A 25,574-nucleotide genomic window follows, 5' to 3' on the forward strand; every position below is an offset into this window, starting at 1 on the left:
ACGTGCAGCCATGACCGAGACCCCGCGCGCGACGCTCAAGGACGTGGCCGCGGCCAGTGGCGTCTCCCGGGCGACGGTCAGCTTCGTTCTCAACGACACGCCCAACCAGACGATCTCGCCGGCCACCCGCGAGCGGGTGCTGCGCACCGCGCGAAACTTGGGCTACAAACCGCACGGCCTGGCCAAGGCGCTGCGCGAGGGCGCGTCGCGCATCGTGGTGCTGCACATCGAGAGCAACCTCGAGGGAAACTATTCGCGCAGCTACATCCACGGCCTCGACCAGGAGCTGGCGGCCCACGACCACGTCCTGCTGGTGCGCCACGGCCCGCCCACCGATTCGGCGACCAGGCAGATCCTCGACGCGATCCGCCCCCGCGCGGTCCTGCGCTTCGGCGAGATCTACCGCACCGGCCACGAGCTCGAGGACGTCGGCGGCGGCTGGCACGACGGCCTGGCCGCACACGCCGCCATGCAGATCCGCTACCTGGCTTCCCGCGGCCACACCCGCATCGCCCTGGCCACCCCGGTGGATCCGCCGCTGGGCGAGGTCCGCTTGCGCTTCGCCGACCAGGCCGCTTTGGCAGCAGGGATTCCGCCGCTGGTCTCATTCGTCATGCCGCGCCCCCGGCCGGCGGGCGCCGATGCGCTGGCGGCCTTCCGCGCCGACCACCCCGCGGTGACCGCGATAGCCGGCTACGACGACGACACGGCCCTGCGCACGCTGACCGCCCTGCAGGATCTGGGTTTGTCAGCCCCGGCCGACCTGGCCGTGATCGGCTTCGACGACACCGAGTACGGCGCGCTCGCCACCCCCGCGCTGACCACGATCCACATCGACGCCGAGGCCCACGGCCGGCGAGCTGCCCGCACGGCTCTGGGCCTCACCACGACAGGCTTGGACCCCACCCACGGCGAGGTCATTACCCGCGACTCTGCCTGACGACTGGCGGGAGTGCGCCGCTGAGTTCCGGGTCGGCGTCCGTCGTGGCCGGGGTACGCAGCGCGGGCATCGCGGCGGCGGCCAGCAGCAGGATCACCGCCCCGGTTGGCGGGAGCCGGCGCAGGATCGCAGCGGTGCCGGCCGACTGGCCCGCGCCCGCCGACCGGTGGATCAGGTCGGCCAGGCTCAGGGTCAGGGCGCCGCCCACCTGGCGGAACAGGCCCAGCGTGCTTGTCGCGGTGCCCAGGTGGGTGGGCGGAACGGCGTTCTGGATCGCCACGGTCAGGCCGGACATGCTCGGGCCGATGCCCAGGCCCATCAGGAGCATTCCCGCCGGCAACGTGGTGTCCGACAAGCGCGTGGCCAGCAGCGCTCCGCAGGCAAGGAACAGTGCCCCGGCCAGCAGCCACGGGCGGTGACGGTGGGTGCGGCCGATCAGGTAGCCGGTCACGACGCTGCCGGCGACCATCCCCAGCAGCAGGGGATAGATGTGCAGGCCGGAGTCGGTGGCGGAGACGCCGCGGGCGGTCTGGAAGTAGCGCGGCAGGAAGATGATCGCGCTGTAGAGGCCGAACGCCGCGCCGAAGGCGCCCAGGGCGGCCGTGGTGTAGCCGCGTACCCGGAACAGGTGCAGCGGCAGCAACGGCTCGGCGGCGCGGCGCTCCACGTGAACAAATGCCACGAACAAGACCGCTGCCAGGGGCAACAGCAGCGCCGTCTCGGAGAGGCCCAGCAGCAGCGCCGAGACCGCGCCGGTGAACAACGCGATGCCGAGGTAGTCGGGGCGGATCCGGGCGGCGGGCGCGGCGACGCGGGGCAGGCGGGTGGCGATCAGGAAGAGGATCACGATCCCGATCGGCAGGTTGATCAGGAAGACCCAGCGCCAGCCGGCGTGATCGGTCAGGTAGCCGCCGGCGAGCGGCCCGCCCACGTAGCTCAGGCCCATGACGCCGCCGAGCATGCCCTGGACGGCGCCCTGGCGGCCGGGCGGGAACGTCTCGGCGGCCAGCGCCAGGCAGAGCGGCATCAAAGCGCCGGCGCCGAGGCCCTGCACCGCCCGGAAGGCGATCAGCGACGGCATCGAGAAGGCGGTGGCGCAGAGGACCGAGCCGGTCAGGAAGACGGTGATGCCGATGAGCAGGAGGGGGCGGCGGCCGTACCGGTCGGAGAGGCGGCCGTAGAGGGGGCCGCTCGCGGTGATGCTCAGCAGGTACGCGGTGACCACCCAGCCGTAGCCGCCGGTGCCGCCCAGCTCGGTCGTGATGCGGGGGAGGGCGGTGCTGACGATCGTCTGGTCGAGCAGGGCCAGGAGCATGCCGCCCACGACGGCCAGGAGAAGAGGCATAGGTCGATACTGACAGGTCAAAAATGACCTGTAAAGTATGGAGCATGTCTCTGCGGATCGCGTTGCTCGGCATGCTGGCCGCCGGTGGGCCGTCCAGCGGCTACGACCTGGCCAAACAATTCGAGGGCTCGCTCAGTCACGTCTGGGCGGCGCGGCACAGCCAGATCTATCCGGAGCTCAACAAGCTGGAGGTCGACGAGCTCGCCACCGTCACCGACGACGGCGCGCGGGGGCGGAAGGTCTACACGATCACCGACGCCGGCCGGTCCGCCCTGGACTCGTGGCTGCGCACCACCGAGGCGCGCCAGCGGGTGCGCAGCGAGTCGGGGCTGCGGATGTTCCTGCTGCCCCTGCTGCCGCCCGGGGAGGCGGTGCCGCTGCTCCGCCAGGAGGCGGCCCTCTATGCGGCCCAGGTGGCGGAGCTGGAGGCGGAGCGCGAGCGGCACAGCCCGCCGACGAAGCCGGGGCGGAATGGCTGGTATGCCCTGGACCTGGGCATTCGGCAGATGACGGCGATCCGGGACTGGGCCTCGGAGACAGCCGATCACCTGGAAGGGCTTGGAAAGTAGTTTCCTATCGGTTTAGACTTTCCTGGCAGGAAAGGGGAGAGTCATGCTTGATCCGATCGATGCCGAGCTCGCCCTCGCCGAGGTGCGGGTGCGCCGGTCCCAGGCCATCGACGCCAGCTCCGTCCCGACGTGGTTCTGGCCGGCGATCGGCCTTCTGATGGTGCCCTTCGTGGCGGCGGTGGAGAGCGAGCGGCCGTGGCTGGTCGCGCTGGGCTCCGTCTCGTACGCGATGGGTCTCTCGATCTTGATCGTGCTGGTCGTGCGGCGGGCGCGGGTGCAGGTCCGGGCGGCCCTGCTGGGTGTTCGGGGGTTTATGGCGATCTTCGGGTTCAGTGCCCTGATGGTCGGCGCGGGGCTCGGGATCGGGATGACGCTCGAGGCCGCGGGCGTGCCGTTCCCGGCGACCCTCGCGAGCATCCCGGTCGCCATCGGGCTGGCGGTCGGCGGCCCGATGCTCATGGGGTTCCTGCGGCGGCTCATGATGTCGCGCCCGCTGGCGGGGTCGCGGTGACCGCACCCGGCTTCGACGAGCTCATCCACGCGCCGACCCGGCTGTCGCTGGTGAGCTTGCTGGCGGCGACCGAGTGGGCGGGCTTCCAGTACCTGCGCGACGCCGCCGGCCTGTCCGACTCGGCGCTGTCGAAGCAGCTCACGACCCTCGAGGAAGCGGGCTACGTCGAGATCCACAAGAGCTTCGTGGGGCGCCGGGCGCGCACCGCGGTGCGGCTGACGCCGGCCGGCCGCCGCGCGTTCGAGGCGCACGTCGCGGCGCTGCAGGAGATCGTGGCCCGCGCGGGGCTGACCGTGGTGCCCGACTCGTTGTAGCCCCTCGGGAAACGGCGTGGCGGTCCTGGCCACGGCGCGAGGAGCGGTCGTGCGCATTCCCGACGTGTACGGGCATCCGCGCGACATCGACTACCCGAGCCGGGTCGAGATGGCGCACGAGGTGCTCAACGGCAGCGTTCCCTTCGCCGAGCATGCGCTGCTGTATCGAATCGACTACCGGGACGCGGCGGCGGCGCTCGACTTCGTGGTGAGCCGGGAGCTGACCGGCGCCTACAACGCGGTGCCCGACGCGGCGGTCCCGCCGACCAACGGCGAGGCGTTCGCCGCGATCTGCGCGTCGCACGGGTGGCCGCCGCTGACCTACCGGGGCGAGATCGCCACGCCGACGGTGGCGGTGAGCTCGGCGAAGCTCCGTGGTGCGGGCTTCTCCTTCCGCCACTAGGTGCGTCTTCACTAGGCGCAGATCACAGTCAACTCGGGCCTCTCCCTGCCGATCTTGCCTGGCAGACAACCGCTATTGCTTGGCGGACAACTGCTCTTCCGGGCGGGATGAGGGGGCGAGGTGCACAACCGCTGGTTCGCGCGCGGCGCCCTGATGCTGGCCCTCGCGGACGTCCTGCTGATCGTGCTGGGCATGCGCGCCGGCTTCCCGAAGCTGGTGGTGTGGCTCCCGGCCGTCGGCGGTCCCGCGCTCGCGGTCGTCGCTTTCCGCCGTGCGGCCGCGCTCACCGAGGGTGCGTTGCGCACGTTCTGGCGGCGCCTGTCGTACGGCATGGGCGCCGTGGCGGTCGCGGCGGTGAGCCAGACCATCGACGTCGGCACCACCGACTACTCCGGGATGCCGCCGATCGGGGCGCGCACCCTGCTGCTGTACGTCATCGGCACCATCCTGGCGATCTCGGCGCTGTTGCGGCTGCCCGGCGGGGGCCGCAGCTGGCGACAGCTGACCACGGCCGTGCTCGATGTGGCGGTCGTGGCGGTGACGGCGGGGATCGCCTCGTCGCAGTACGTCGGCTGGTTCATCGACCGGTTCGGCGTCACCGCGTCCGCGTGGTGGCTGAACATCGCCATGATGGCGATCGCCGTCGCCGGCGTGGTGGTCGTCGTCAAGATCATGGCGGCCAGCCAGAGTCCCGTGCCGCGCGCCGCCCTGTGGTGGCTGGCGCCGGTCGGGCTGTGCGGGCCGCTCTCGACGATCCTGATGTCGCTGCTGAGCCCGTGGCCGCACCTGAACGGGAGCGCGGCTGTGCTTCCGTTCGTGGGGTTGTGCGGGGTGCTGGCGGCGCGCTCTTCTTCATCCGTTTCATTCGCTTCATCTGCTTTGTCCCGTCCCTCGACGCCTCGGCGCGGCACCGCCATTCCGCTGGTCGCCACCGGCCTGACCAGCGTTCTGCTGGCCACCGTCCTGCTGCGGACCGGCCACCTGAGCCTCGTCCAGGTCGGCGGCACCACGCTGCTGCTGCTCGTAGTGGTGGCCCGGCAGGCGGTGGCGCTCGCCGAGAACGCCACCCTCCTCGACACGGTCGCGAACCAGGCCATGCACGACGACCTCACCGGCCTGGCCAACCGCCGCCACTTCGCCGCCGCCGTCCCCGGGGCACGCACCGTCGTGCTGATCGACCTCAAGGAGTTCCGCGCCCTCAACGACGGCCTCGGCCCCGACGCCGGCGACGCGCTTCTGATCGCTTACGGGGCGCGCCTTGCCGGGCTCGCCGGCGCTTTCGACGACCGGGCGCTGGTTGCCCGGCTGGGCGGCGACGAGTTCGGGGTGCTGCTGTTCGCGGACCCCGACTCCTCCCGCGATTTCGCCGACCGCCTTCTGGAGGCCGCGAGCGAGCCGCTGCAGGCCGCCGGCCACGAGGTCCTCGTCGACGTCTTCGTCGGCGTCGCCTCCGCCGGTCCTGCCTCCATCGGTCCTGCCTTCGCCGGTCCTGCCTTCGCCGGTCCTGCCTCCGCCGCTCCTGCCTCCGCCGGTCCCGCCGCGGCCGGTCCTGCCGCCGCCGAGGTGCACTCCGCTGACCTGTACCGCCGGGCCGAGCTGGCCCTGCGCGCCGCCATGGCGTCCGGCGGCCGGTTGGTCCGCTACGACGCCTCGCTCGAGCGCCAGCTCAGCCGCCAGGCAACGATCGCCGCCGACCTGCGGCGGGCCCTGACCGCAGGCGAGTTCCACATGCTCTACCAGCCGATCGTCGAGCTCCCCCACGGCCATCCGACCGGCGTGGAGTCGCTGATCCGCTGGACCCGCCCCGACGGCACAGTAGTCTCTCCCGCCGACTTCATCCCCGTAGCCGAGGACACCGGCCTGATCGTCGAGCTAGGCGCCTGGATCATCGACACCGTCTGTGCCCAGGCCGCAGCCTGGCGGCTCACCCATGGCCCGGATGCGCTGCACTCGGTCGCCGTCAACGTCTCGGCGCGCCAGCTGCTCGACCCCGGCCTGCCCGACCTGGTAGCCGCCTCCCTGGCCCGCCACGGCGTCCCCGCCCACCAGCTGACCATCGAGATCACCGAGACCGCGGTCTTCGGCGGCGGCCGAGCCCTGGCCACCGTGACCGCTCTGTCGGACTTGGGCGTCAGCATCGCCCTGGACGACTTCGGCACCGGCCACTCGTCGCTGGGCCTACTACGCACCTGCCCTGTAGACGCCATCAAGGTCGACAAGTCCTTCGTGGACGGCCTGGGCGGCACCCCACAGCAGGAAGCAATCGTCACCGCCCTGACCGGCATAGCCGAAACGATGGGCTTGCGCACCGTAGCCGAGGGCGTAGAGACCCCCGAGCAGGCGCAACGCCTGTACGAGCTGGGCTACCGCCACGCGCAGGGCTTCCTTTTCGCCCGCCCCCTCCCCGCCGCCGAAATCGACGCGATGCTGCAGAAGACACACCAAGTCGCCTAGCCTCAAAAGTCATCAAGATTTCAACAGCGCCCCCGGTTCGAGATTGGCATGATCGAACGCCTGTTCGGGCTTACCGCGGCATTTCCCGGGGTGGAATAATTTCGGTATGCGGCAGCTGGAGTTCTTCACCAAGTCCCAATTGGCAGAAATGCGTGACCGCACTCGCTCGCGCCGCTATTCACCCCAGGCAGAGGCATTCCGGCGCATGCACGAGCGGCATCGCGCTTGGGGCCTGACCCAGCGCCACGCGCGAAAGCTACGCGACCTACACGGCCCCGCCAATCCACGGCCGGCGCCGCCCACGACGGTTCCCGCCCACCGAGCTCAACCACAAGCTCAACCGCCGTCGCTGCCCCAAACCCCCACGCCGGCCCCGCAGCCCGCACCCGCGCTGCAGCCGACGCCCACGCTGCGGCCCGCGCCCGCCTTGCAGCCGACCCCCGCGCTGGAGCTCGCACCTGCGCTGCAGCCGACGCCCGCGTCGCAGCCCACATCCGCGCTGCAACCCGCGCTCGCTCCCGCAGCGGCGGTCACGCCCGCGGCGCCTAGGCGACCGCGACCGTCCACGCCGCCGCTGATGCGCGCCTCGCAACCTGCGCTTACACCAGCGCTGCGGTCCGCGCCGCTGGCACCGTCCGGGCCGCCACCTAAGCTGCGGTCCGCGCCGCTGGCACCGTCCGGGCCGCCACCTGAGCTGCGGTCCGCGCCGCTGGCACCGTCCGGGCCGCCACCTAAGCTGCGGTCCGCGCCGCTGGCACCGTCCGGGCCGCCACCCAAGCTGCCGTCCGCGCCGCTGGCACCGTCCGCGCCGCCGTTGACGCTCGCGTCGCCACCTGGCTGCCGCCCGCGCCCGGCAGCTGTCCGCGTCGCCGCTCATGTCCGCGCTCACGCCCGCGTCGCCGCCCGCATCCGTGTCACCGCCTGCGCTGACGCGCGCGCATCGCCGCTCATGCGTCCGCCCTTGCGCCCGCGTCGCCGATGTCGTCCGCGCGCCTCGCCGCGTGCGCTCACGTCCTCACAGCCGGCGCCGTGCTCACGCCCTCGTTGTCTCCCGCGCCGACGCGCGTGCCGGCTGCCGAGGCCTCGTGGGACGTGCGGGGGCGCGCGGGCCTCGGGGATCTGCGGCGGGGCGGGATTCGCTGTATCGCCGGCAGCATTCGGTTGTCGGGTGGGTCGCGCTAATCGAGCGGTTTCGGGAGGTGTCGGCGAGGATTTCGGTCGTATTTTTGTTGGGCCGGTGCGCATTCAATCGCGATCGGTGACAGCATTTTATGCGAGGGCGCGCCAAGACTTCAAATTCTGGGGCGGGTGTCGCGAAAGAATTGTTTTAGGGTCGCGGAAGCGGTCGGGGTCAGGCTGGGGCTCGGCGGGACTGTTTGGCTCGGTACATGGCCTCGTCTGCGTCTCGTAGCAGGCGGTCGGCGTCGGCAGGAGTGCCGCAGGCTACGCCTACGCTTGCGCCTACCGTTACGGCCGTGTCGTTGAGTTGGATGGGCTCTGCTACCGCGGCGGCTATCAGGTCTGCCAGCATCTGGGCTCTCGTTGGGTCGGCTGCTGGCAGTAGCACCGCGAACTCGTCGCCGCCCAGGCGGGCTACTGTGCCTGCTCTGCCCAGCAGGGCCGTTACGCGGCGGGCCACCGTTACCAGGACCTCGTCGCCTGCGTGGTGGCCGTGGGAGTCGTTGACCTGTTTGAAGCCGTCCAAGTCGATCAGGAGCATGCAGATCTGGCGGTCGGGCGGGGTCTCGCGTACTCGCTCCTGGAGCAGCACGCGGTTGGCCAAGCCCGTCAGGGCGTCGTGGGTTGCCTGGTGGCGTAGCTCGTCCTGCAAGTGTCTCGCGTCGGTGATGTCGCGGCCGTTCCAGACGACGCCTCGGACGCTCGGGTTGCCTCGCAGGTCCGTGGCGATGACGTGCAGCCAGCGGTGGGTGCCGTCCTCGTGGGTCACGCGCAGGTCGGCCTCGGCGGTGCCGTCGGTCAGGCTTTCCGTCAGGGCGTCCAGGATCGGGCGGTCGTCGGGGTGCACCCGGGTGGCCAGGGCTGTCGCCGCCACGGCGCCGGCCTGGGCGCCCAGGACACGTTCGGCCGCCGGGCTCACGTACTGGATGGTGTCGTCCTCGTTGACGACCACCGTGAGGTCGGACGCCTGCTGGACCAGCGCGCTGAACCACTCGCGGCTCGCGCTGATCTCGGTGACCAGGCGCTCGTTGTCGTGGAACGCGGCCTGCTGCCGGGCCAGCACCAGCGCCGTGCTGACCAGCACGCCCGCCGCCACGCCCCAGATGCGCATGTCGGGATCGAAGGTGGCCAGCGCCGCCACCAGCAGCACCTGGGTGCCGGCCACCGCCGCGTACGGAAGCCGGGAGAAACCCTGACCGGCGGGCGTGACCCGGCGCCCGGCGTGGCGGCGGTTCAGGACCTCCTGCATGCGCAGGCTCACCGGCACCAGCAGGCAGGGGATCAGCTGGAACAGGTAGATCAAACGGGACTCGGCATGGCCGGTGAGCAGGGCGGCAATGGGCGCGCCGATCGCCGTGCCGGTCACTCCGAGGGTGCCCACGAAGCCGGCGGTGCGGTGGAACGGGGCGGAGTCGCTGAAGATCAGCTTGATCAGGCCGAACGTCACCAGCAGCATCACGGCGGCGGTGGCGGCCGCGGGCAGACGGTCGGCGACCTGGCCCGCGACCAGGAAGTACCAGAGGAACGCGGCCACGGCGGTGAGTACCGTTGCCGCGTCGAGCCACAGCCGCAGGCGCTGCCGGCCCGCGCCGCCGAGCGGATGGAACAGCATGGTGATCACCACGATGACCATGCCGCCGACGACGAAGGCGGTCTGCACGGGGCTGACGTCGCCGGCCGGGCGCCCGGTCGCCACCAGGATCGTCTGGTACGTGTCGGCGACGGTGCTGCAGCCCATGGCGACGGTGACCGCGCCCCAGAAATGGCGGGCGTGCCGGCCGATCCCGGGCATGCGGTACAGGCGCGCGGCCAGCGTGACGGTGAAGACGTCGATGCCGGCCTGGACCAGCCAGCTGGAGAGCGCGCCGCCCGGCCCGAGAAGGAACCACGGCACCATCAGCACGCCGGCCACCGCCAGCGCGCGAAGGACCGGATCGGCGGGCAAGCCCCGGATATGCCGCATCCGGTCAGTACATGGTGGCCCGGTTGCGGGACGGGTGCAGGGTGATCGCGGCTGCGTAGCGGTCGGTAGCCTCGGCGGATGACCTCCTCGGCGCCGGACGACGCGCAGCTTCAGCAACTGGGGCCCGGGACGTTTGCCTGGGTGCAGCCCGACGGGACGTGGTGGATCAACAACGCCGGCGTGATCGCGGGCGACGACGGCGTGCTGCTCGTCGACACGTGCGCGACAGCCGAGCGCACGACGCGTTTCCTCGATGCGGCGCGGGCGGCTACCGGCGGCGCCCCGATCAAGATGACGGTCAACACCCATCAACACGGCGATCACACGTACGGGAACAGCCTGTTGCCTGTCGAGACGGTGATCATCGGCCATGAGCGCATGCGGGAAGGCCTGCGGGTCGACCCCGTCATAGACGGCTGCCCGCCGTTCTGGCAGCCGGTGCCCGACTGGGGCCCGGTGACGCGCCGCCTGCCCGACGTCACCACCTCCACCGGACTGACCCTGCACGTCGGCGGCCGCCGGGTCGAGCTGATGCACCCGGGCGGCCCCGCCCACACCACCGGTGACCTGATCGCCTGGCTGCCCGCCGAGCGGCTGCTCTACGCCGGCGACCTGGTCTTCTCGGGACTCACGCCGCTGGTCTTCATGGGCTCGGTGACCGGCGCGCTCGCCGCGATCGACTGGCTGGCCGGCCTGGGCCCGGCGACGCTGGTGCCCGGCCACGGCCCCGTGCTCTCCGGTGCCGGCATCGAGCACGTCCTCGACGAGCACCGCCGCTACTACCGCCTGGTCCTCGCGATCGCCGAGGACGGCATCGCCCGCAGCCTGTCGCCGCTGGAGGCCGCCAACCAGGCCGAGCTGGGCGAGTTCGCCGGCTGGGCCGACGCCGAGCGGCTGGTGCTCAACCTGCACCGCGCGTACGCCGACCACGCCGGCAGCGACATCGACCTGATCGCGGCCTTCACCGACGCGACCGCCTGGCTGGGCGGCCCCATGTCCACCTCGGTCTAGAAGAGCATCAGCTTGAAGACCTCGACGCCGGTCGCGTATTTGGTGCCCAGCCGGGTGCCGGTCTGCCGCGAGAAGCCCTCCAGGAACTCCTCGGCGTCGAAGTCACCGCTGCCGAGCCCGCGCAGGTAGGCGGCGTGCGCCTCGAGCGACTGCACCCCGAGGTCGAAGGTGTCGGTGGTGTCGACCGCGTGCTTCGACCGGGGTGAGCCGCCCGCCCACACCTCGCGGACGCCGCCCCACTTCTCCAGGCCCTCCTCCTCGATCTGCTCGCGGAAGATCCAGCGGTTCCCGGCGTCCCGCGCGGCGTCGAGCACGGCCCGGCCGGTCACGATGTGGTCGGACATGTTGAGGGCGTTGCCGTCCTCGTCCCAGCTGTCCCGGAAGTTGTTGGTGATGACGATTTCGGGCTGGTACTTCCGGATCACCCGGGTAAGAGCCCTTCTAAGATCAACCCCATATTCGAGTACGCCGTCCGGCAGCCCCAGAAACACAACTTCGTCGACACCCACGATCTGGGCTGACGCGCGTTGCTCCGCTTCGCGGGTCTCCTTCGCCTCGTCGGGGTCCATCCCGTCGATGCCGGCCTCGCCACTGGTCAGCAACACGTACGTGATCTGCTTGCCCTGTCTTGTCCAGCGGGCGATGGCGGCCGCGCCGCCGAACTCGAGGTCGTCCGGATGGGCGACGATGGCGAGGCCGCGCTGCCAGCTCTCGTCGACGGGCTGCAGCGGGTTGGGCACGGTGGGAGCGTCACCAGTCATCCGCCCATCTTGCTCGCCGCCGGCCCTCAGCGGGGGTACGTCGCGCCGTTGACGTTCACCTTGAGGGCGTAGACCGACGTCGTGGCCGTGATGAAGAGGTGGTTGCGCCGGGCGCCGCCGAAGACCAGGTTCGAGGCGATCTCGGGGACGTGCAGCTTGCCCAGCAGGGTGCCGTCCGGGGCGAAGCAGTGCAGCCCGTCGTGGGCGGCGGCCCAGATGCGGCCCTCGGTGTCCAGGCGCAGGCCGTCGAAGGTGCCGGCGTCGCAGGAGGCGAAGATCTCGCCGCCGGAGAGTGCCCGGCCGTCGGTGACGGTGAACCGGCGGATGTGCTTGCGCCGCGAGTCACCGATGTAGAGCGTGCCCTCGTCGGCGCTGAAGGCCAGCCCGTTCGGCCGGTCGAAGTCGTCGGCGACGCGGTGGACCTCGCCGTCCGGGGCGATCCGGTAGACGTGGCAGCCGTCGAGCTCGGGGTCCGCGCGGTGGCCCTCGTAGTCGCTGTCGATGCCGTAGCTGGGGTCGGTGAACCAGATGCCGCCGTCCGAGTGCTCGACCACGTCGTTGGGGCTGTTGAATCGCTTGCCCTGGTACTGATCGGCCAGCACGGTGAGCGACCCGTCGTGCTCGACCCGGGTCACCCGGCGGGTGCCCTGCTCGCAGTTGACCAGCCGGCCGAGCCGGTCCAGCGTGCGGCCGTTGGCGTAGTCGGCCGGCTCGCGCAGGGCGCCGACCGCGCCGGTCGTCTCGTCCCAGCGCAGCACGCGGTCGTTGGGGATGTCGCTGAAGACCAGATAGCGCCCGGCCGGCACGTAGGCGGGGCCTTCCGTCCAGCGCCCGTCCGCGAAGACGCGCTCCATCCACTCGTCGCCGCCGACCCGCGCGAAGCGCTCGTCGAGAACCTCGAACCGTGCCCTGACCTTCTCCACAGCGGAGATCCTAGGGGCCCGGCGCATACTACGGTTGACGTTATATACCGCCGAAGATAGTGTCCTCGGTCATGCAGGAACCCACGTTCTTGATCCTCACCGCCCTCGCGGCCGAGCCCGCCCATGGTTACGGCGTGATCCGGGCCGTCGAGCAGCTGTCGCAGGGCGAGGTGGTGCTGCGGCCCGGCACGCTCTACGGCGCGCTCGACCGGCTCACCGAGCAGGGCCTGGTCGAGGTCGAGCGGGAGGAAGCGGTCGGCGGGCGCTTGCGGCGGTATTACCGGCTCACCGACTCCGGCGCGGCGGCGCTCACCCAGCAGGTGCGGCGGCTGCGGCGCAACGCGGACGCGGCGGCGACCCGGCTGCGCATCTCCTTCGGGGGTGCGCGGTGAGCGAGCGCCACTACCGCCGGCTGCTCTGGGCATACCCGCGGGCCTATCGGAGCCGCCACGGCGACGAGATGGTCACCACCCTGCTCGACATGGCCGAGTCGGGTCGCCGGCCGGGCCTGGGGCTGAGCGCGCACCTGGTGCTCTGCGGGCTGCGGCAACGGTTCCGGCTGCCCGCCCGGCGGCCGCTCGCCTGGTTGGCGGCCCTGCTCGCGGCGGTGGCGCTGGGCGCGTTCGGCGCCGCGGCGGGCACCTGGCTGGGCTGGCAGACGGCCGTCGCCGTCCCGTCCGACGGCGAGCTGCGCGCGCTCAACGCGGCGATGACCGGGATGCCGGCGCCGGCCGCCGTCTATCGGGAGCCGTCGGCGATGAAGGGGCCGGGCGCGCTGGTGCGGGCCGACGGCACCAGCGACTACTCGGCCGAGCGCGCCCGGGCCGCGCTGCTGGCCGACGGCTGGCGCATCACGTCGTTCCGCGAGACCGACGGCGCGATCCTCGCCAACCCCGATCCCGGCGCCGACACCGATCTGAGCCCCGAGACCGATCTGAGCGCCAAGGCCAGGTTCGACGCGCTGCTGCCCATTCCGACCAAGTTCCTCGACTACACGGCGACCAAGGGGGATCTGAAGCTTCAGGGCGACGGCTCCGTCATCGTCGGCGGCGCCGAGCTCGGCCTGACCGGGCAGGCGATGTGGGCCACCGAGGTGTGGCCGCTGGAGGCCGTCGCCGTACGGCCGCTGACCGTCGCCGGCGCGGTGGTCGGCGTCCTCGCGGGGTGGCTGCTGGCGGCGGCCGCCGCGTATCGCCTGCGCGGCACCGGGCGACCCCGGCGGTGGCTGGCGACGGTGCTTTCCGCGGCTGGGCTCGCCGCGCTGGCCGTACCCGTCTATGAGCTCTACCGCGACGCCTATCAGGTGCTGGTCTATGCCCACGGCTCGCCGTACCCGTACATCGTCGACGGCCCGGACGACGGCCGGGTGACCCTTTTCTGCACCGTCGTCGGGCTGCTCGCCATCGTCATCGCGGTCGCGGCAGCGCGGCCGGCGGGGGAGGGCCGCGAGATCAGAGCCTGAGCGCGCGGTGCAGGAAGACCTCGATCGTCTCCAGCGTGGGGCGGCCGGTGGTGTGGCCGGGCGAGACCGCGGCCGGCGGGTGCGAGGGCGACACGATGCCCTTGCTGTGCCCGACGCCCGGGGTCACGTAGAGCGTCGCGGGCACGCCGGCCGCCGACAGCGCGTCGAAGAGCAGCTCGCTCTGCTGGACCGGCACCAGCTGGTCCTGGTCGCCGTGGGCGATCAAAAACGGCGGTGCGGTGCTCGAGACGTACGAGATGGGATTGGCCTTTCGCACTTTGGCCGGACAGGTGACGATGGGGCAGCCGAGGAGCGCCGATTCCGGGGAACGCGGGTCGGCGTGGCAGGACGTGAGACCGAAAGACCTGTTGAACGACGTGCACGCGCCCGGGATCATGTGCGCGTCCATCTGCAGGAAGTCGATGGGGGCATAGAGGTCGATCACCGCCTGGACGTCGCTGGGGTACCCGGTGACGCCGACGCGACCCTCCAGCGCGCGATCGTTTCCGGTCAGGCCGGCCATGGCGGCGGTCCAGCCGCCGGACGAGTCACCCATCACGGCGAAGCGGCGGCGGTCGATCCCGAACGCGGCGGAGTGGGCGCGCAGCCAGCGGATCGCCGCCTTCACGTCGTAGAGCTCCGCGGGGAAGCGAGCCTGACGGCTCGAGCGCGTGGAGACGCCGGCGACGACGAAACCGGCGGCGGTGAAGAAGGGCGCAAGATCTTTCGCGTACGCCTTGCCGTCGTCCCCATACCAGCCGCTGCCGCCCATGACGATCAGCAGCGGGCGCGCCGAGCCGCGGGAACGGTCCGGGATGTAGAGGTCGAGCAGATGGCCGCGGGACCAGGTGGGCTGCGCGGACGCGTACGAGATGTCGGTGTAGGTGGTGAATCCGCCGCCGGAGCGCGCGGGCGCGGGATCGGCGGCGGCAAGGAGGGCGAGGACGGCTATCAGGCCGAAATATATTTTGTATCGCGCCATGACCTGTCCCCCTTTGACCGATCATGACGGGTCGGCGCAACTCGCGGCCATCCGGCAGAATGACCGTTTGTCACAGCCGGTTTCTCCTCATGGGCGGACACATGGAGGACGTGTGGGCCATCTCGCCGCGCGACGCGGCGGGGAGGGTGACCCTTACGTTGCGATCCGGCCCGCCGCGCCCGCTGGTGGCCACCCTGACCGCCGGCGAGATGACGTCCGTCGCCGCGGTGCTGCCGGAGGTCGCCGAGGTGGTGCGGCGTGGCGAGTTCAGCCGCGTCCAGCTGGGGGCGGCCTTCCGTACGGCGATCGGCCGGGACCCGTTCAAGCAGGTGAGGGCCGCGCGGCGCCTCTTTCCGTGGTGGGCCGATCTCTGTTACATCGTGGTCGGTACGGACTTTGCCGCCCAGAACCACAATCTGTGGCTGCGGCTGGCCGGCTACGCGGTGGCCGCCGTCGCCGCCGCCGACCTGGTCCGGCAGGGGTGGCGCCGCCTCAGGAGCGGGATCGCTGCACGGCGCGGGCGACGAGGCGGGACTCGATCGCCAGCTGGCGGAGCATCCCGCCCAGGGTCACGTCGTAACCCATGAAGAACAGGCCGGGGCGGGCCGGCTCGCCGCCGTGCACCAGCGGCACGCCGGTCTCGTCGAACAGCGACGTGTCGTCGAACAGGTCGCGCAGGCCGGTACCGTAGCCGGTGGCGGCGACGACGGCATCCGGCTCCAAGCTGGTGCCGTCCGCCAGCCGTACTGATGTCTCGGTGAAACTCTGCACGGCCGCGACCGGCCGCACCCGCCCGGCCACGACGTCGCGGACGATGCCCACGTCCTGCAGCGGCACGTAACGCTTGGTGCGCAGGCGGGTCTTCAGGCCCTCCGAGGGGCGGTCGATCCCGTACGGCCGCAGGTCCGGCATCTCGACCCGGGCCATCATGGCGGCCATCGGGTTGAAGACGCGCTCCGGCAGGCGGCCCAGCAGGAGGCCGTTCATCTGGGCGGGCCAGCCGGCCGTCTCGCGGCGCACGATGTGCGGCGGGGTGCGGATCGCGAGGCTCACCGACGCGGCGCCGCCCTCGGCCAGGTCGGTGGCGATCTCGGCGCCGCTGTTGCCGGGGCCGACGACGAGGACGTTCTGGCCGCGGAAGGGCTTGGCGTTGCGGTACTCCGCCGAGTGGATCAGCTTTCCGGTCCAGTCCTCGCGGCCGGGCCACTGCGGCAGCTCGGGCGTGTGGAGATAACCGGTCGCGACGACCAGGGTCCGCGCCGACTGCTCGGAGCCGTCCTCGAGCCGCAGCGACCAGCGATCGCCGCCCGGCTTGATCGCCGCCACGGTGGTGCCCGTGCGCACGTCGATTTTGAAGCGTTCCGCGTACGCCTCGAGGTAGCGCACCAGGTCGTCGCGCCGCACCCACCGGCCGTACTGGCGCGGGATCGGGAAACCGGGCAGGCCGGACAGGCTGCGGATGGTGTGCAGGCGCAACCGGTCGTAGCGGCCCCGCCAGCTGGCGGCCACCCCCGGGCCACGCTCCAGGACCACGCAGTCCACGCCGCGAGCCTTCAGCTGAGCCGCCGCCGCGAGACCCGCCGCGCCGGCCCCGAGCACCATCACATCCGCCATGCGCAGAAGTGTGCGCGACGATCCGTTCGTTGGCTACGCCGGGTGGCTGCTATCCGCCGTTGCCGGACCGCCACGCGGCTCAGGCGCTTGGCGTGAGGCGGGCGTGTGGCACCGCGTAACGGATGTGGCCGGCGAAGCCGGTCGTCGTTGTTGCCATGAACAGGGAATTCAGCAGGGCCTCCTCGACGGCCTCCAGCACGGCGGCGAAGGCGGGTTCGAGGTCGGACTCGGGCGCCGCGGGCTGGTCGCGCGGGGCGGTGGTGAAGGCGATCGCGTAGTCGCCGCTGCCGCCGGCGAAGTCGGCGCCCACCCGGCCCATCGCGAACACGGCGCGGCGGGCCAGCCGCCCCAGCTGCCGTGCGTCGAAGCGCCCGTCGGTGGCGACGACGATGACGCAGGAGTTTCCGTCCGGGTGCGGGGCCTGCGACGGTACGGGCGTGCCGAGCACCCGGAGCACCCCGGAGAAGTTCGACTGGACCAGCGCCCCGACCGTCACCGGGCCGTGCGAGGTCGGCGCCAGCCGGGACGCCGTGCCGATGCCGCCCTTGAAACCGAGCGCGACGGTGCCGGTGCCCGCGCCGACGGCCCCTTCGGCGGGGAGGCCGTCCGTGGCGCCGTCGAGCGCGGCGAACACGTGCTCGGCGGTTATCGGCCGGGCGCGGATGTCGGAGAGAAAGCCGTCGTTGGTCTCGGCCACCACGGGATTGAGCGACCGCACCGATTCGCGGCCCGGCCGGCCGAGCATGTAGGTGATGACCGCGTCGGCCACCCGGAACGTGGAGAGCGTGGCGGTCAGCAGCACCGGCGTCTCGATCTCGCCCAGCTCGGCCAGCTGCGTCGACCCCACCATCTTGCCGTACCCGTTGCCGACGAACAGGCCGGCCGCCAGGGCCAGCCGGTCGGGCACGACGGCCGTGACGCCGGTCCGGATGCTGTCGCCCTCGACAAGCGTGGTGTGCCCGACCCGGACGCCTTCGACGTCGCTGATGGCATTGAGCGGCCCGGTCGCCATCGAGCCCACGACTGTGCCGAGCTCCCTGGCGCGTCGCGGCGCCTGCATCGGATCAGGATAAGAGCTGGCGAACGGTCCGCCGACACGTCATCGTGGCAACGTGATCACCATTCAGCGCGTACGGGTGCGGTGGGGCGCGGCGTCACGCGGCGTTCAGCACGCCAACCTTCGCCGTGGCCTGAATCGCTCGGTGGTCCTTCCGGCCGCGCTCCCGGTGGGCGACGTGGCCGTACACGATGTGCTGTTCGATGAAGCGGTTGGTTATCGGCGGCAGGACAGGACGCTCGGCGGTGGGGTCGAGGCGGCCCGCGAGATCGGCCTGTGGCTCACGATCGAGGACTCCGCCGTGATCGTGGAACGTCTGCCCAGCCAGGCGGCCTACCCCCGCGATCGCGGCAAGGGCCGCCTGTTCACGCTGGCGCCGGGGCAGGTGGGGCGCTACCGGGCGAACTTCCGGTTCAGGGTCACTCAATGCCAATGCGACCCGAGCTGGTTCTACGAGGACTGGGTGATCCGGGTCGGCAACGAGCCCGGCGGGCCGGACTTCGACGTCGACGACCGCGTGCATCTCTACGGCGGAGCGAGGCGGCCCCACTGACCTGCTTCCTACCATCCCCGGCGTTTCCGGAAGTCTCGCCCACGTGGCCATCCGGGCGGCGACGGAGGAAGCGACGCCCAGAGGTCGTCGAACCGGCGACGCGCCACCGCGCCTCGCTGCGATGCCCGGAGCTCTGTGAGGAGGGCGAACTTCCGATCACGAACTCGGTTGACCACCTCTTGCAGCGGAGCGCGGAACACGGACAACATGGCGCCTGCCAGAGGCGAGGCGTAGGTAACCAGTTCCTTGACCGCGGCCTGCTCACTACCGGCCGGACCCACGCCGATGGAATCCGACAGCCGGACACCGTACCGTTGCAGCTCGGCGATCGACCGTTCGATCCGCCGGCGATCGCCGTCGAGTATCGCCCTGTCGACAACCTTGCAGTATTGCCGGAACTGGATCGCTTGCCGGCTCGCTCGCACCTCCAACGCGATGGCAATGCATTCGCGGCGGCTTCGTGCGCGCTGCAGGATGGCGTTGGCAACCAGCGGCAGGGCCACAGGGAACGCTTCGAATCGGAGCGCTGCGTTCACCGCCTCGTCGCGCCGGGCCTCGGTGGCCTCGATTTCCCGGACGATGGTCTCGGCGAAGGACCGCCGCCGCTCACCGGCGAGTAATGCACGAACGGTGCCCGCGCGGACGTGGTCGCCATGGTAGGAAAGTCCTCGATAGTCGGCGATCAGCAGGTAGTAGATGGCCCGGAGAAGCGCGTGCGCTGCGAAGAACTCGCCCACACCGTCGCGCGGCACACTGTGAAACCTGCCCAGATTGAGATTGATGGCGTTGTCGGCCTCTTCAACGACGTCGGCGCCGCGGAGGCCCAGCGTGTGCCAATCCAGATCGTCTTCGAGTCGGCCGGCCATGCCGTCAAGGTAGAAGCTGTCGTTCTCGATCAAATGAAGGATCTTGTGAATGGATTGTTCCGATCCGCGCACAGTGATCCGTTCCAGATTCGCAGCGATCCCGGCGGTCGTGACTTCCTCACCGATGCTGGTGGTCATGATCTCTGCCAGCTCCGGAATCTCCGTCACCGCTTCGAAGGACATCCTCCGGGCGGCGCTAAGGAGCCAGAAGCGTGCGTTCTCGGTTGTCGGTGGAAGCGACCGGAAGACGTCGATCCCCAGGCCGAACATCCCGCCGACGGGCACGGTCGCCAATTCGAGGTCCGCTCCGATCACCACTCGGTCGTGAAGAACGAGCGCCTCGACCAAAGAGGTGATCGCGTGAAAGGCCAGTTCTCGATTCTCGGTCAGCTCGACGCGGTCGAACGAGTTGGATTCCTCGCAGCCGGCGAACAGTAAGGCGTGCCGGAAGGTCGAATCGTCCAGCAGGATATTTCCGATATTGCTTCCGCGATCGCCACGCGTGAGCTCGGCAACGACAGCGTCGCTCGGGGTTCCGCCGTTGAACCGCTCGCGGAACCGGCGATTGCGTTCCACATGCCGTGCGTCCGCTTCGTTCTCCGCCCGATGTTCCTCTTCCCAGGTGGACGAGCGTGAATCTTCTTCTGGGCTTTCGGGCATCGGGTTCCTCCGCTCAGCCGTTGGCGAGCATAGGCCGATGCCACCCCGCGCGCGGGGCAGGGATTGGTCGTCCCTGCCCCGCCGGTGTGCGATAGGCGTCAGTTGCTCATTGCGAAGGACGGGTGCGGGGGCTGGTTGTAAGCGGTGTTCTGCCAGGCCACCGCCTCGCGGTACATCCGGTCCTGCATCAGCGACACGTGGGAGATGCTCGTGGCGTCCGTCGTGCTGAAGATGCGCAGCTTGGTGTTGTCGGTCGTGGGCCAGATGACCTCCTCGCGCCAGTCGCCGAGGATGTCGGCCTGCAGGCTCGGGGTGGACTTCGTGCCGTTGTTGGAGTGGACGCCGCTCGCGGTGAGCAGGCGGGTGTCCGCGCTCGTGCCGTACTTGTCGATGTGGGTGCCGTCCAGCAGCTCGCGCTGGGCGTCGCCGTCCCACCAGATGACGAAGTTGGCGCTCGACGGCTTGCGGCCGATGTTCTGGCCGGTGCTGCTGTAGAGGCCGGAGACCGCCGACGACCAGGACTCGGCGCCGGGGCTGCCGGCGTAGATGTCGTCGGAGACGCCGCGGCCGTTGTCGCAGCCGCAGGACGGGTTCGACCAGATTATGGCGCCGGTGCGGGCGTCGGCCATCCACGCGGCGAGGCTGCCGGTGTTCTCGTCGACGTGGAACTCCTCCAGGCCGGAGCGCGACGGGATCAGGTTGCCGACGTGCATGGCGTCGCCGTGGCCCTGGCCGTTGACCCACAGGCCGGCGCCGTTGTCGTCGATCGCCATCGAGCCGTAGATGATCTCGTCGCGGCCGTCGCTGTCGACGTCGGCGATGGACAGCTGGTGGTTGCCCTGGCCGGTCCACTTGGAGCCGTTGGTGGACGAGTTGCTGTCGAAGGTCCACTTGCGGGTCAGCGTGCCGTTGCGGAAGTCCCAGGCGCTGATCGTGCTGCGCGTGTAGTAGCCGCGGGCGGTGATCAGGCTGGGGTAGGAGCCGTTGATATAGGCCGTGCCGGCCAGGAAACGATCGACCCGATTCCCGTACGAGTCACCCCAGGCCGAAACGGTGCCGCGCGCCACCAGGTAGTTGACGGTCGACATCGCCTTGCCCGTCTGGCCGTTGAAGACCGTCAGGAACTCGGGGCCGGAAAGCACATAGCCGGAGGAGTTCCGGTAGTCGGCGGACGAGCTGCCGATGACCACGCCGGTGCCGTCCTTGGTGCCGTCGGCGGTCTTCATGGCGACCTCGGCCTTGCCGTCGCCGTCGTAGTCGAACACCTGGAACTGGGTGTAGTGGGCGCCCGCCCGGATGTTGCGGCCCAGGTCGATGCGCCAAAGACGGGTGCCGTTGAGCTTGTACGCGTCGACGAACACGTTGCCCGTGTAGCCCGACTGCGAGTTGTCCTTGGCGTTGGACGGGTCCCACTTGAGCACGATCTCGTAGGCGCCGTCGCCGTCGAGGTCGCCGACGGAGGCGTCGTTGGCCGAGTACGTGTACGACACGCCGTCGGGGGTGGTGCCGCCGGACGGGATCTGGATGGGGACGTCCATCGAGCTCGCGGCCAGGGTGGCGGTGGGCGCGGCGGCCGCCAGCGTGGAGGCGCCGGACGGCACGACGCGGTAGGCGGCGGAGGCGGCCCCGCCGGCGTCGGTGAAGTTCGTCCGGGTTGTCGTGGTGACGCGTACGCCGTCGCGGTAGACGTCGAACGAGGCGCCCGCCGGATCGGAGGCGAGCAGTCGCCAGGACAGGAAGTTGCCCTTGGTGGACCGCATGCTGATCAGGCCGCGGTCCAGGTTTTCGGTGGTCCCCGCGGAGGAGGCTCCCGCGGCGAGACCGGTGGTGGCCTCGGCGGCGAGACCGGTGGTGGTCCCGGCGGCGAGGCCGGTGGTGGTCCCGGCGGCGAGGCCTTTGGGGGCGAGGCCGTCGGTGGTGGCCGCGAAGGCGGTGGGCCCGACCGCGACGGCGGTGGAGCCGGCCGCGGCGAGGACGACCGCGGCGGCGAGGATGCTGACACGTTTCATTTCTCGCGTTCCCCTACTCGGTGGGTGATAGGCAAGCGCTTTCCCGGCAAAGTAGTCCTCGCATCGAGAAATGTCTATCTATGGGAAGATCTGGTAGGCAGGAGGAGTGAAAGCTCTCGTGGTACGCGGCGGATGGGAGGGGCACCGGCCGGTCGAGGCGACCGAGCTGTTCGTCCCCTTTCTCGAGAACAACGGCTATGACGTACGGATCGAGGAGTCCCCGGCGATCTACGCCGACGACGCCGAGATGTCCGAAACCGATCTGATCGTCCAGTGCATGACCATGTCCACGATCGAGCGCGACCAGGTCGCCGGGCTGCGGGCGGCGGTGCGGCGGGGGACCGGCTTCACCGGCTGGCACGGCGGCATCGCCGACTCCTACCGCGCCTCCTCCGACTATCTGCAGCTCATCGGCGGCCAGTTCGCCACCCATCCGAGCAAGGAGCCGGCGCAGTGCGGCGGCACCGAGGAGGACAACTTTCTGCGATACACGGTGACCGTTACCGAACTGGGCAAGGCGCACCCGATCACCGAGGGCATCGGCGACTTCGAGCTGGAGACCGAGCAGTACTGGGTGCTGCACGACGACCTGATCGACGTCCTCGCCACCACCACCCACCCGGTCCGGCCGTGGCACCCGTGGCATCGCCCGATCACTTCGCCCGCGATCTGGACCCGCCATTGGGGCGACGGCCGCATCGTGGTCACCACCCCCGGCCACAGCCTCGACGTCCTCGCGAACCCGAACGTCCGCACCGTCATCGAGAGGGGCATGCTGTGGGCGACCCGCACCGCGTCGGGATCGTAGGCGTCGGTTACATATCCCAGGCGTACCTGCGGACGCTCGCCGGCCACCCCCGGGTGACCATCGCCGCGGTGACCGATCTGGATCCCGCCCGCTCGGCGGCTTTGGTCGCCGAGTTGCCCTCGGCGCGCGCCCTGCCGCTCGAAAGTTTCCGCGAAACCGGCGTCGAGACCGTGCTCAACCTGACGATTCCCGCCGCGCACGCGTCGGTTGCGCTGGGTGCCATCGGTCATGGTTTTCACGTGTACGGCGAGAAGCCGCTCGCCGCGTCCCTGGCTGACGCGTCCACGATCCTCGAGTCGGCGGCCGCCGCCGGGCTGACCGTCGGCTGCGCCCCCGACACCGTCCTCGGCACCGGGATCCAGACCGCGCGGGCGTTCATCGACGGCGGCGGCGTCGGACGGCCCGTCGCCGCATCGGCCGTCATGGTGACGCCCGGTCACGAGCGCTGGCATCCGAACCCCGACTTCTACTACCAGCCCGGCGGCGGCCCGCTGCTGGACATGGGTCCCTACTACCTCTCTGCCTTGGTCCACCTGCTCGGCCCGATACAGTCGGTGACCGGCGCCGCGAGCCGCCCCCGCGACGCCCGCGCCATCCAGACCGGCCCGCGGGCCGGGGAGCGCATCCCGGTCGAGGTGCCGACGCACATCTCCGGCGTGCTCGAACACGCCGGCGGCGCGCTGTCGACGATCACCACGAGCTTCGAGGCCGTCCGCACCACCGCCGCCCCCATCGAGATCCACGGCGAGACCGGCACGCTCGCGGTCCCCGACCCCAACAGGTTCGACGGCGAGGTCCGCGTCTTCCCCCTGGGCGCCTCCGAGTGGCAACCGATTCCGATCGCGGCCGGCTACGTGGACGCGGCCCGGGGCATCGGCCTGATCGATCAGATCAATGAATCCTCACCCCGGGCCTCGGGCGCGCTCGCCCTGCACGTGCTCGACGCGATGACGGCGCTGCTTCGTTCGGCCGAAGAGGGCCGCCGCATCGATCTGAGCACTACGGTCGAGCGCCCCGATCCGGTGCCGCTTCTAACCGCCGACGAGTGGTCAGCTGGTTAGGATGGTCAGCCGCTGGGTGGCGCGCGTCATCGCGACGTACTGGTCGACCGCGCTCCACCTCTGCGGATCCACCAGGACCACGAGGTCGAACTCGAGGCCCTTCGCCAGCTCGGGCGTCAGCGACCGGACGCGGTCGGTCCCCGGGAAAGTTTCGTCGCCGATGACGCACGCGACACCTTCGCCTTCGGCGTGCTCGGCCAGCCAGGCGTCCACGATGTTCCGCAATTCAAGGACACTTTCGCGTACGACCGGGAGGCCGCTCCGCCGAATCGACGTGGGCACGTTGGCATCGGGCAGGACGGCCCGGATCACCGGCTCGGCCTCGGCCATGACCTCCTCGGGGGTCCGGTAGTTGATGGTCAGCGACGCCATCGTGACCCGGTCGAGGCCGGCGCGCTCCAGGCGCTCCTGCCAGGTCTCGGTGAAGCCGTGCCGGGCCTGCGCGCGGTCCCCGACGATGGTGAAACTGCGCGACGGGCAGCGCAGCAGGAGCATCTGCCACTCGGCGTCGGTCAGCTCCTGCGCCTCGTCCACGACGATGTGCGCGAACGGGCCGGCCAGCCGGTCGGGCTCGGCGCGGGGGAGCACGGTGTCGTCCTCCAGGGAGTTGCGCATGTCCTCGCCGCGCAGCATCGTCCAGAGGCCCTCACCGTCGTCGTACGTGTTGGCCTCCAGCAGGTCGTCGATGACCCGGGCCATGCCCTCGCGGTGCCGGCGGGCCGCGGTGTCCTGCTGCTGCCGGCGGCGGGACGACCCGGGGTCGCCGAGGCGCTGCCGGGCCGCGTCGAGCAGGGGCAGGTCCGCGACGGTCCAGGCGCGGGCGTCGGCGCGCTGGAGGGCACGGATCTCGTCGCCGCTCAGCCAGGGGGCGCATTTGCGCAGGTAAGCCGGCACCGACCACAGATCGGCGACGATGTCCTCGGGGTCGAGCAGCGGCCACGCCCGGTTGAAGGCGGTCGCCAACTCTCGGTTTCGCGCCAGCTCCGCCCGTACGGAATCGTGGTTTTCCTCGCCCTCGTAGCGGTCGGTAAGGACGGTCAGCAACTCCTCCCAGACCTCGTCGCGAGCCTCGTTGTGGGGCGTGCCCGGACCGGGGACCTCGAACGCCTCCGCCCAGTCGGCGGCGCTCAGCCGGAGGTCGGCATCGCCGGCCGTGACCGTCATGGGCTTGGCCGGGGGCTCCTCGTAGAAGCGAACGGCGGCCTCGATCGCCTTGACCAGGCGCGCATCGGACTTGAGCCGGACTCTTGCCGGATCCGTCTCCTCGGTCGCGACGGCGCCCTCGGGGACCAGATCGCGCAACGTGCAGGTCTGCACATCTTCCTCACCGAGGCTGGGGAGCACATCGGATACGTAGGCCAGATAGGGCTCGTGGGGGCCGACGAAGAGCAGGCCGCCGTGGCGCTCGCCCAGTCGCGGGTCGGAGTAGAGCAAGTAAGCGGTGCGGTGGAGGGCCACGACGGTCTTGCCGGTGCCGGGACCGCCGTCGACGACCAGGGCGCCGCTCGAACCGGCCCGGATGATCGCGTCCTGGTCGGCCTGGATGGTGCCGAGGACGTCGCGCATCCGGCCCGAGCGGTTGACGCCGAGGCTGGCGATGAAGGCGGACTGGTCGTCGAGGGCGGCGCTGTTCCGGAGGCCCTCGGCGGTGAAGGCCTCGTCCCAGTAGTCGGTGATGCGGCCCCGGGTCCAGCGGTAGCGGCGGCGGGCCTTGAGCCGCATCGGGTTGGCGTGGGTGGCGCCGAAGAAGGGCTCGGCGGCGGGGGAGCGCCAGTCGACCAGCAGGCGGGCGCCGTCGCTGTCGGTGAGGCCCAGGCGGCCGATGTAGACCGGGTCGCCGCCGTCCGCCGGATCCATGCGGCCCAGGCACAGGTCGAGGCTGTAGCGGCTCAGGGTGCGCAGGCGGGCGGTCAGGCGGCGGACCTCCTGGTCGCGGTCGAGGGCGCGGCGGCCGATGCCGCCGGGCGCCTTCTTCTCGGCGTCGAGGCGCTGGGTGAGGTCGGCGATCGAGTGCTCGAGGCTGGCGGCGATCGCCGCGAAGTGCTTCTCGTCCGCGGTGGTGAGCGCGGGGTCCGCCTTGGCGGCGAGACGTGCGGGAAGGTCGAAGACGCTGGTGGTCATTTCCGGTC

22 protein-coding genes are annotated in these 25,574 nt (G+C 70.9%); 12 read left to right on the forward strand and 10 right to left on the reverse strand.

Annotation, left to right across the window (positions count from 1 at the left end; all coding sequences use genetic code 11):
- Positions 1-10: 10 nt before the first annotated feature.
- Positions 11-940 carry a LacI family DNA-binding transcriptional regulator gene (locus ACQPZX_RS16700; protein WP_433381218.1) on the forward strand — a complete coding sequence of 310 codons (930 nt, stop codon included), beginning with the start codon at positions 11-13 and terminating at the stop codon, positions 938-940.
- Here ACQPZX_RS16700 and ACQPZX_RS16705 read toward each other — a convergent pair.
- Positions 921-2,285 carry an MDR family MFS transporter gene (locus tag ACQPZX_RS16705; protein WP_433381221.1) on the reverse strand — a complete coding sequence of 455 codons (1,365 nt, stop codon included), beginning with the start codon at positions 2,283-2,285 and terminating at the stop codon, positions 921-923. The two genes, ACQPZX_RS16700 and ACQPZX_RS16705, sit on opposite strands and share 20 nt — an antisense overlap.
- A gap of 44 nt (positions 2,286-2,329) precedes the next feature.
- Here ACQPZX_RS16705 and ACQPZX_RS16710 point away from each other — a divergent pair, with 44 nt between their 5' ends.
- The 5 genes from ACQPZX_RS16710 (at position 2,330) to ACQPZX_RS16730 (ending at position 6,536) form a co-directional block, all read left to right on the forward strand.
- Entirely contained in the window at positions 2,330-2,854 is a 525-nt protein-coding gene (locus ACQPZX_RS16710) for a PadR family transcriptional regulator (RefSeq protein WP_433381224.1), read from the forward strand.
- 43 nt (positions 2,855-2,897) lie between these two features.
- A complete protein-coding gene (locus tag ACQPZX_RS16715; RefSeq protein ID WP_433381227.1) occupies positions 2,898-3,365 on the forward strand; it encodes a hypothetical protein in 468 nt (155 codons plus the stop codon).
- On the forward strand, positions 3,362-3,679 hold the full coding sequence (locus ACQPZX_RS16720; protein WP_433381230.1) for a winged helix-turn-helix domain-containing protein: 318 nt from the start codon (positions 3,362-3,364) through the stop codon (positions 3,677-3,679). Before ACQPZX_RS16715 ends, ACQPZX_RS16720 begins: the two co-directional genes overlap by 4 nt.
- A gap of 49 nt (positions 3,680-3,728) precedes the next feature.
- The gene (locus ACQPZX_RS16725; RefSeq protein WP_433381233.1) at positions 3,729-4,082 is read left to right on the forward strand and encodes a hypothetical protein; all 354 of its coding nucleotides are present in this window, start codon (positions 3,729-3,731) and stop codon (positions 4,080-4,082) included.
- 153 nt (positions 4,083-4,235) lie between these two features.
- Positions 4,236-6,536 carry a putative bifunctional diguanylate cyclase/phosphodiesterase gene (locus ACQPZX_RS16730; RefSeq protein ID WP_433385274.1) on the forward strand — a complete coding sequence of 767 codons (2,301 nt, stop codon included), beginning with the start codon at positions 4,236-4,238 and terminating at the stop codon, positions 6,534-6,536.
- 1,351 nt (positions 6,537-7,887) lie between these two features.
- Here the strand turns inward: ACQPZX_RS16730 and ACQPZX_RS16735 are convergent.
- Positions 7,888-9,678, reverse strand: a complete 1,791-nt coding sequence (locus tag ACQPZX_RS16735) for a diguanylate cyclase domain-containing protein (protein ID WP_433381236.1) — start codon at positions 9,676-9,678, stop codon at positions 7,888-7,890.
- Positions 9,679-9,756: 78 nt separating this feature from the next.
- Between ACQPZX_RS16735 and ACQPZX_RS16740 the strand changes: the two genes are divergently transcribed.
- On the forward strand, positions 9,757-10,689 hold the full coding sequence (locus ACQPZX_RS16740; protein WP_433381239.1) for an MBL fold metallo-hydrolase: 933 nt from the start codon (positions 9,757-9,759) through the stop codon (positions 10,687-10,689).
- Here ACQPZX_RS16740 and ACQPZX_RS16745 read toward each other — a convergent pair.
- Positions 10,686-11,450: a PIG-L deacetylase family protein gene (locus ACQPZX_RS16745; RefSeq protein ID WP_433381242.1), complete on the reverse strand. Its 765-nt coding sequence runs from the start codon at positions 11,448-11,450 to the stop codon at positions 10,686-10,688. The two genes, ACQPZX_RS16740 and ACQPZX_RS16745, sit on opposite strands and share 4 nt — an antisense overlap.
- A gap of 26 nt (positions 11,451-11,476) precedes the next feature.
- Positions 11,477-12,373: an SMP-30/gluconolactonase/LRE family protein gene (locus ACQPZX_RS16750; RefSeq protein WP_433381245.1), complete on the reverse strand. Its 897-nt coding sequence runs from the start codon at positions 12,371-12,373 to the stop codon at positions 11,477-11,479.
- A 71-nt stretch (positions 12,374-12,444) separates the two neighbouring features.
- Here ACQPZX_RS16750 and ACQPZX_RS16755 point away from each other — a divergent pair, with 71 nt between their 5' ends.
- Positions 12,445-12,765, forward strand: coding sequence for a PadR family transcriptional regulator (locus ACQPZX_RS16755; protein ID WP_433381248.1), 321 nt, complete (start codon positions 12,445-12,447; stop codon positions 12,763-12,765).
- Positions 12,762-13,835 (forward strand): hypothetical protein, encoded by a 1,074-nt coding sequence (locus ACQPZX_RS16760; protein WP_433381251.1) that lies wholly within the window; start codon positions 12,762-12,764, stop codon positions 13,833-13,835. The genes ACQPZX_RS16755 and ACQPZX_RS16760 overlap by 4 nt, the downstream gene beginning before the upstream one ends.
- On the opposite strand, the gene ACQPZX_RS16765 is transcribed toward ACQPZX_RS16760, so the two are convergent.
- The 3 genes from ACQPZX_RS16765 to ACQPZX_RS16775 all read right to left on the reverse strand — a co-directional run bounded on the left by ACQPZX_RS16765 (position 13,825) and on the right by ACQPZX_RS16775 (position 17,491).
- Positions 13,825-14,817: an alpha/beta hydrolase fold domain-containing protein gene (locus ACQPZX_RS16765; protein ID WP_433381254.1), complete on the reverse strand. Its 993-nt coding sequence runs from the start codon at positions 14,815-14,817 to the stop codon at positions 13,825-13,827. The genes ACQPZX_RS16760 and ACQPZX_RS16765 overlap by 11 nt on opposite strands.
- A 492-nt stretch (positions 14,818-15,309) precedes the next feature.
- Entirely contained in the window at positions 15,310-16,431 is a 1,122-nt protein-coding gene (locus ACQPZX_RS16770; RefSeq protein WP_433381257.1) for a flavin-containing monooxygenase, read from the reverse strand.
- A 79-nt stretch (positions 16,432-16,510) separates the two neighbouring features.
- Positions 16,511-17,491 (reverse strand): P1 family peptidase, encoded by a 981-nt coding sequence (locus tag ACQPZX_RS16775; RefSeq protein WP_433381260.1) that lies wholly within the window; start codon positions 17,489-17,491, stop codon positions 16,511-16,513.
- 52 nt (positions 17,492-17,543) lie between these two features.
- On the opposite strand from ACQPZX_RS16775, the gene ACQPZX_RS16780 reads away from it, so the two are divergent.
- Positions 17,544-18,041, forward strand: a complete 498-nt coding sequence (locus ACQPZX_RS16780; RefSeq protein WP_433381263.1) for a hypothetical protein — start codon at positions 17,544-17,546, stop codon at positions 18,039-18,041.
- A gap of 8 nt (positions 18,042-18,049) precedes the next feature.
- On the opposite strand, the gene ACQPZX_RS16785 is transcribed toward ACQPZX_RS16780, so the two are convergent.
- Together ACQPZX_RS16785 and ACQPZX_RS16790 are read right to left on the reverse strand one after the other, a co-directional pair.
- Positions 18,050-19,567 (reverse strand): hypothetical protein, encoded by a 1,518-nt coding sequence (locus tag ACQPZX_RS16785; RefSeq protein WP_433381266.1) that lies wholly within the window; start codon positions 19,565-19,567, stop codon positions 18,050-18,052.
- Between the two features lie 98 nt (positions 19,568-19,665).
- Positions 19,666-21,576 (reverse strand): rhamnogalacturonan lyase, encoded by a 1,911-nt coding sequence (locus tag ACQPZX_RS16790; RefSeq protein WP_433381269.1) that lies wholly within the window; start codon positions 21,574-21,576, stop codon positions 19,666-19,668.
- A 106-nt stretch (positions 21,577-21,682) separates the two neighbouring features.
- Between ACQPZX_RS16790 and ACQPZX_RS16795 the strand changes: the two genes are divergently transcribed.
- Positions 21,683-22,384, forward strand: a complete 702-nt coding sequence (locus ACQPZX_RS16795; RefSeq protein WP_433381272.1) for a ThuA domain-containing protein — start codon at positions 21,683-21,685, stop codon at positions 22,382-22,384.
- The gene (locus ACQPZX_RS16800; RefSeq protein ID WP_433381275.1) at positions 22,354-23,445 is read left to right on the forward strand and encodes a Gfo/Idh/MocA family protein; all 1,092 of its coding nucleotides are present in this window, start codon (positions 22,354-22,356) and stop codon (positions 23,443-23,445) included. Before ACQPZX_RS16795 ends, ACQPZX_RS16800 begins: the two co-directional genes overlap by 31 nt.
- On the opposite strand, the gene helR is transcribed toward ACQPZX_RS16800, so the two are convergent.
- Positions 23,434-25,566, reverse strand: a complete 2,133-nt coding sequence (helR, locus tag ACQPZX_RS16805; protein WP_433381278.1) for an RNA polymerase recycling motor ATPase HelR — start codon at positions 25,564-25,566, stop codon at positions 23,434-23,436. The genes ACQPZX_RS16800 and helR overlap by 12 nt on opposite strands.
- Between the last annotated feature and the right edge of the window lie 8 nt (positions 25,567-25,574).

Origin of the sequence: Actinoplanes sp. CA-142083 (assembly GCF_050942195.1) — a bacterium.
In the GTDB taxonomy this organism is placed as follows: domain Bacteria; phylum Actinomycetota; class Actinomycetes; order Mycobacteriales; family Micromonosporaceae; genus Actinoplanes.

Excerpts from the sequence above, each read along its gene's own strand:
- ACQPZX_RS16705 (WP_433381221.1), bottom strand. The coding sequence starts at position 2,285 with ATGCCTCTTCTCCTGGCCGTCGTGGGCGGCATGCTCCTGGCCCTGCTC.
- ACQPZX_RS16785 (WP_433381266.1), bottom strand. The coding sequence starts at position 19,567 with ATGCCCGAAAGCCCAGAAGAAGATTCACGCTCGTCCACCTGGGAAGAG.
- ACQPZX_RS16765 (WP_433381254.1), bottom strand. The coding sequence starts at position 14,817 with ATGGCGCGATACAAAATATATTTCGGCCTGATAGCCGTCCTCGCCCTC.
- ACQPZX_RS16735 (WP_433381236.1), bottom strand. The coding sequence starts at position 9,678 with ATGCGGCATATCCGGGGCTTGCCCGCCGATCCGGTCCTTCGCGCGCTG.
- ACQPZX_RS16770 (WP_433381257.1), bottom strand. The coding sequence starts at position 16,431 with ATGGCGGATGTGATGGTGCTCGGGGCCGGCGCGGCGGGTCTCGCGGCG.
- ACQPZX_RS16715 (WP_433381227.1), top strand. The coding sequence starts at position 2,898 with ATGCTTGATCCGATCGATGCCGAGCTCGCCCTCGCCGAGGTGCGGGTG.
- ACQPZX_RS16755 (WP_433381248.1), top strand. The coding sequence starts at position 12,445 with ATGCAGGAACCCACGTTCTTGATCCTCACCGCCCTCGCGGCCGAGCCC.
- ACQPZX_RS16790 (WP_433381269.1), bottom strand. The coding sequence starts at position 21,576 with ATGAAACGTGTCAGCATCCTCGCCGCCGCGGTCGTCCTCGCCGCGGCC.
- ACQPZX_RS16700 (WP_433381218.1), top strand. The coding sequence starts at position 11 with ATGACCGAGACCCCGCGCGCGACGCTCAAGGACGTGGCCGCGGCCAGT.
- ACQPZX_RS16740 (WP_433381239.1), top strand. The coding sequence starts at position 9,757 with ATGACCTCCTCGGCGCCGGACGACGCGCAGCTTCAGCAACTGGGGCCC.
- helR (WP_433381278.1), bottom strand. The coding sequence starts at position 25,566 with ATGACCACCAGCGTCTTCGACCTTCCCGCACGTCTCGCCGCCAAGGCG.
- ACQPZX_RS16710 (WP_433381224.1), top strand. The coding sequence starts at position 2,330 with ATGTCTCTGCGGATCGCGTTGCTCGGCATGCTGGCCGCCGGTGGGCCG.
- ACQPZX_RS16745 (WP_433381242.1), bottom strand. The coding sequence starts at position 11,450 with ATGACTGGTGACGCTCCCACCGTGCCCAACCCGCTGCAGCCCGTCGAC.
- ACQPZX_RS16775 (WP_433381260.1), bottom strand. The coding sequence starts at position 17,491 with ATGCAGGCGCCGCGACGCGCCAGGGAGCTCGGCACAGTCGTGGGCTCG.
- ACQPZX_RS16730 (WP_433385274.1), top strand. The coding sequence starts at position 4,236 with ATGCTGGCCCTCGCGGACGTCCTGCTGATCGTGCTGGGCATGCGCGCC.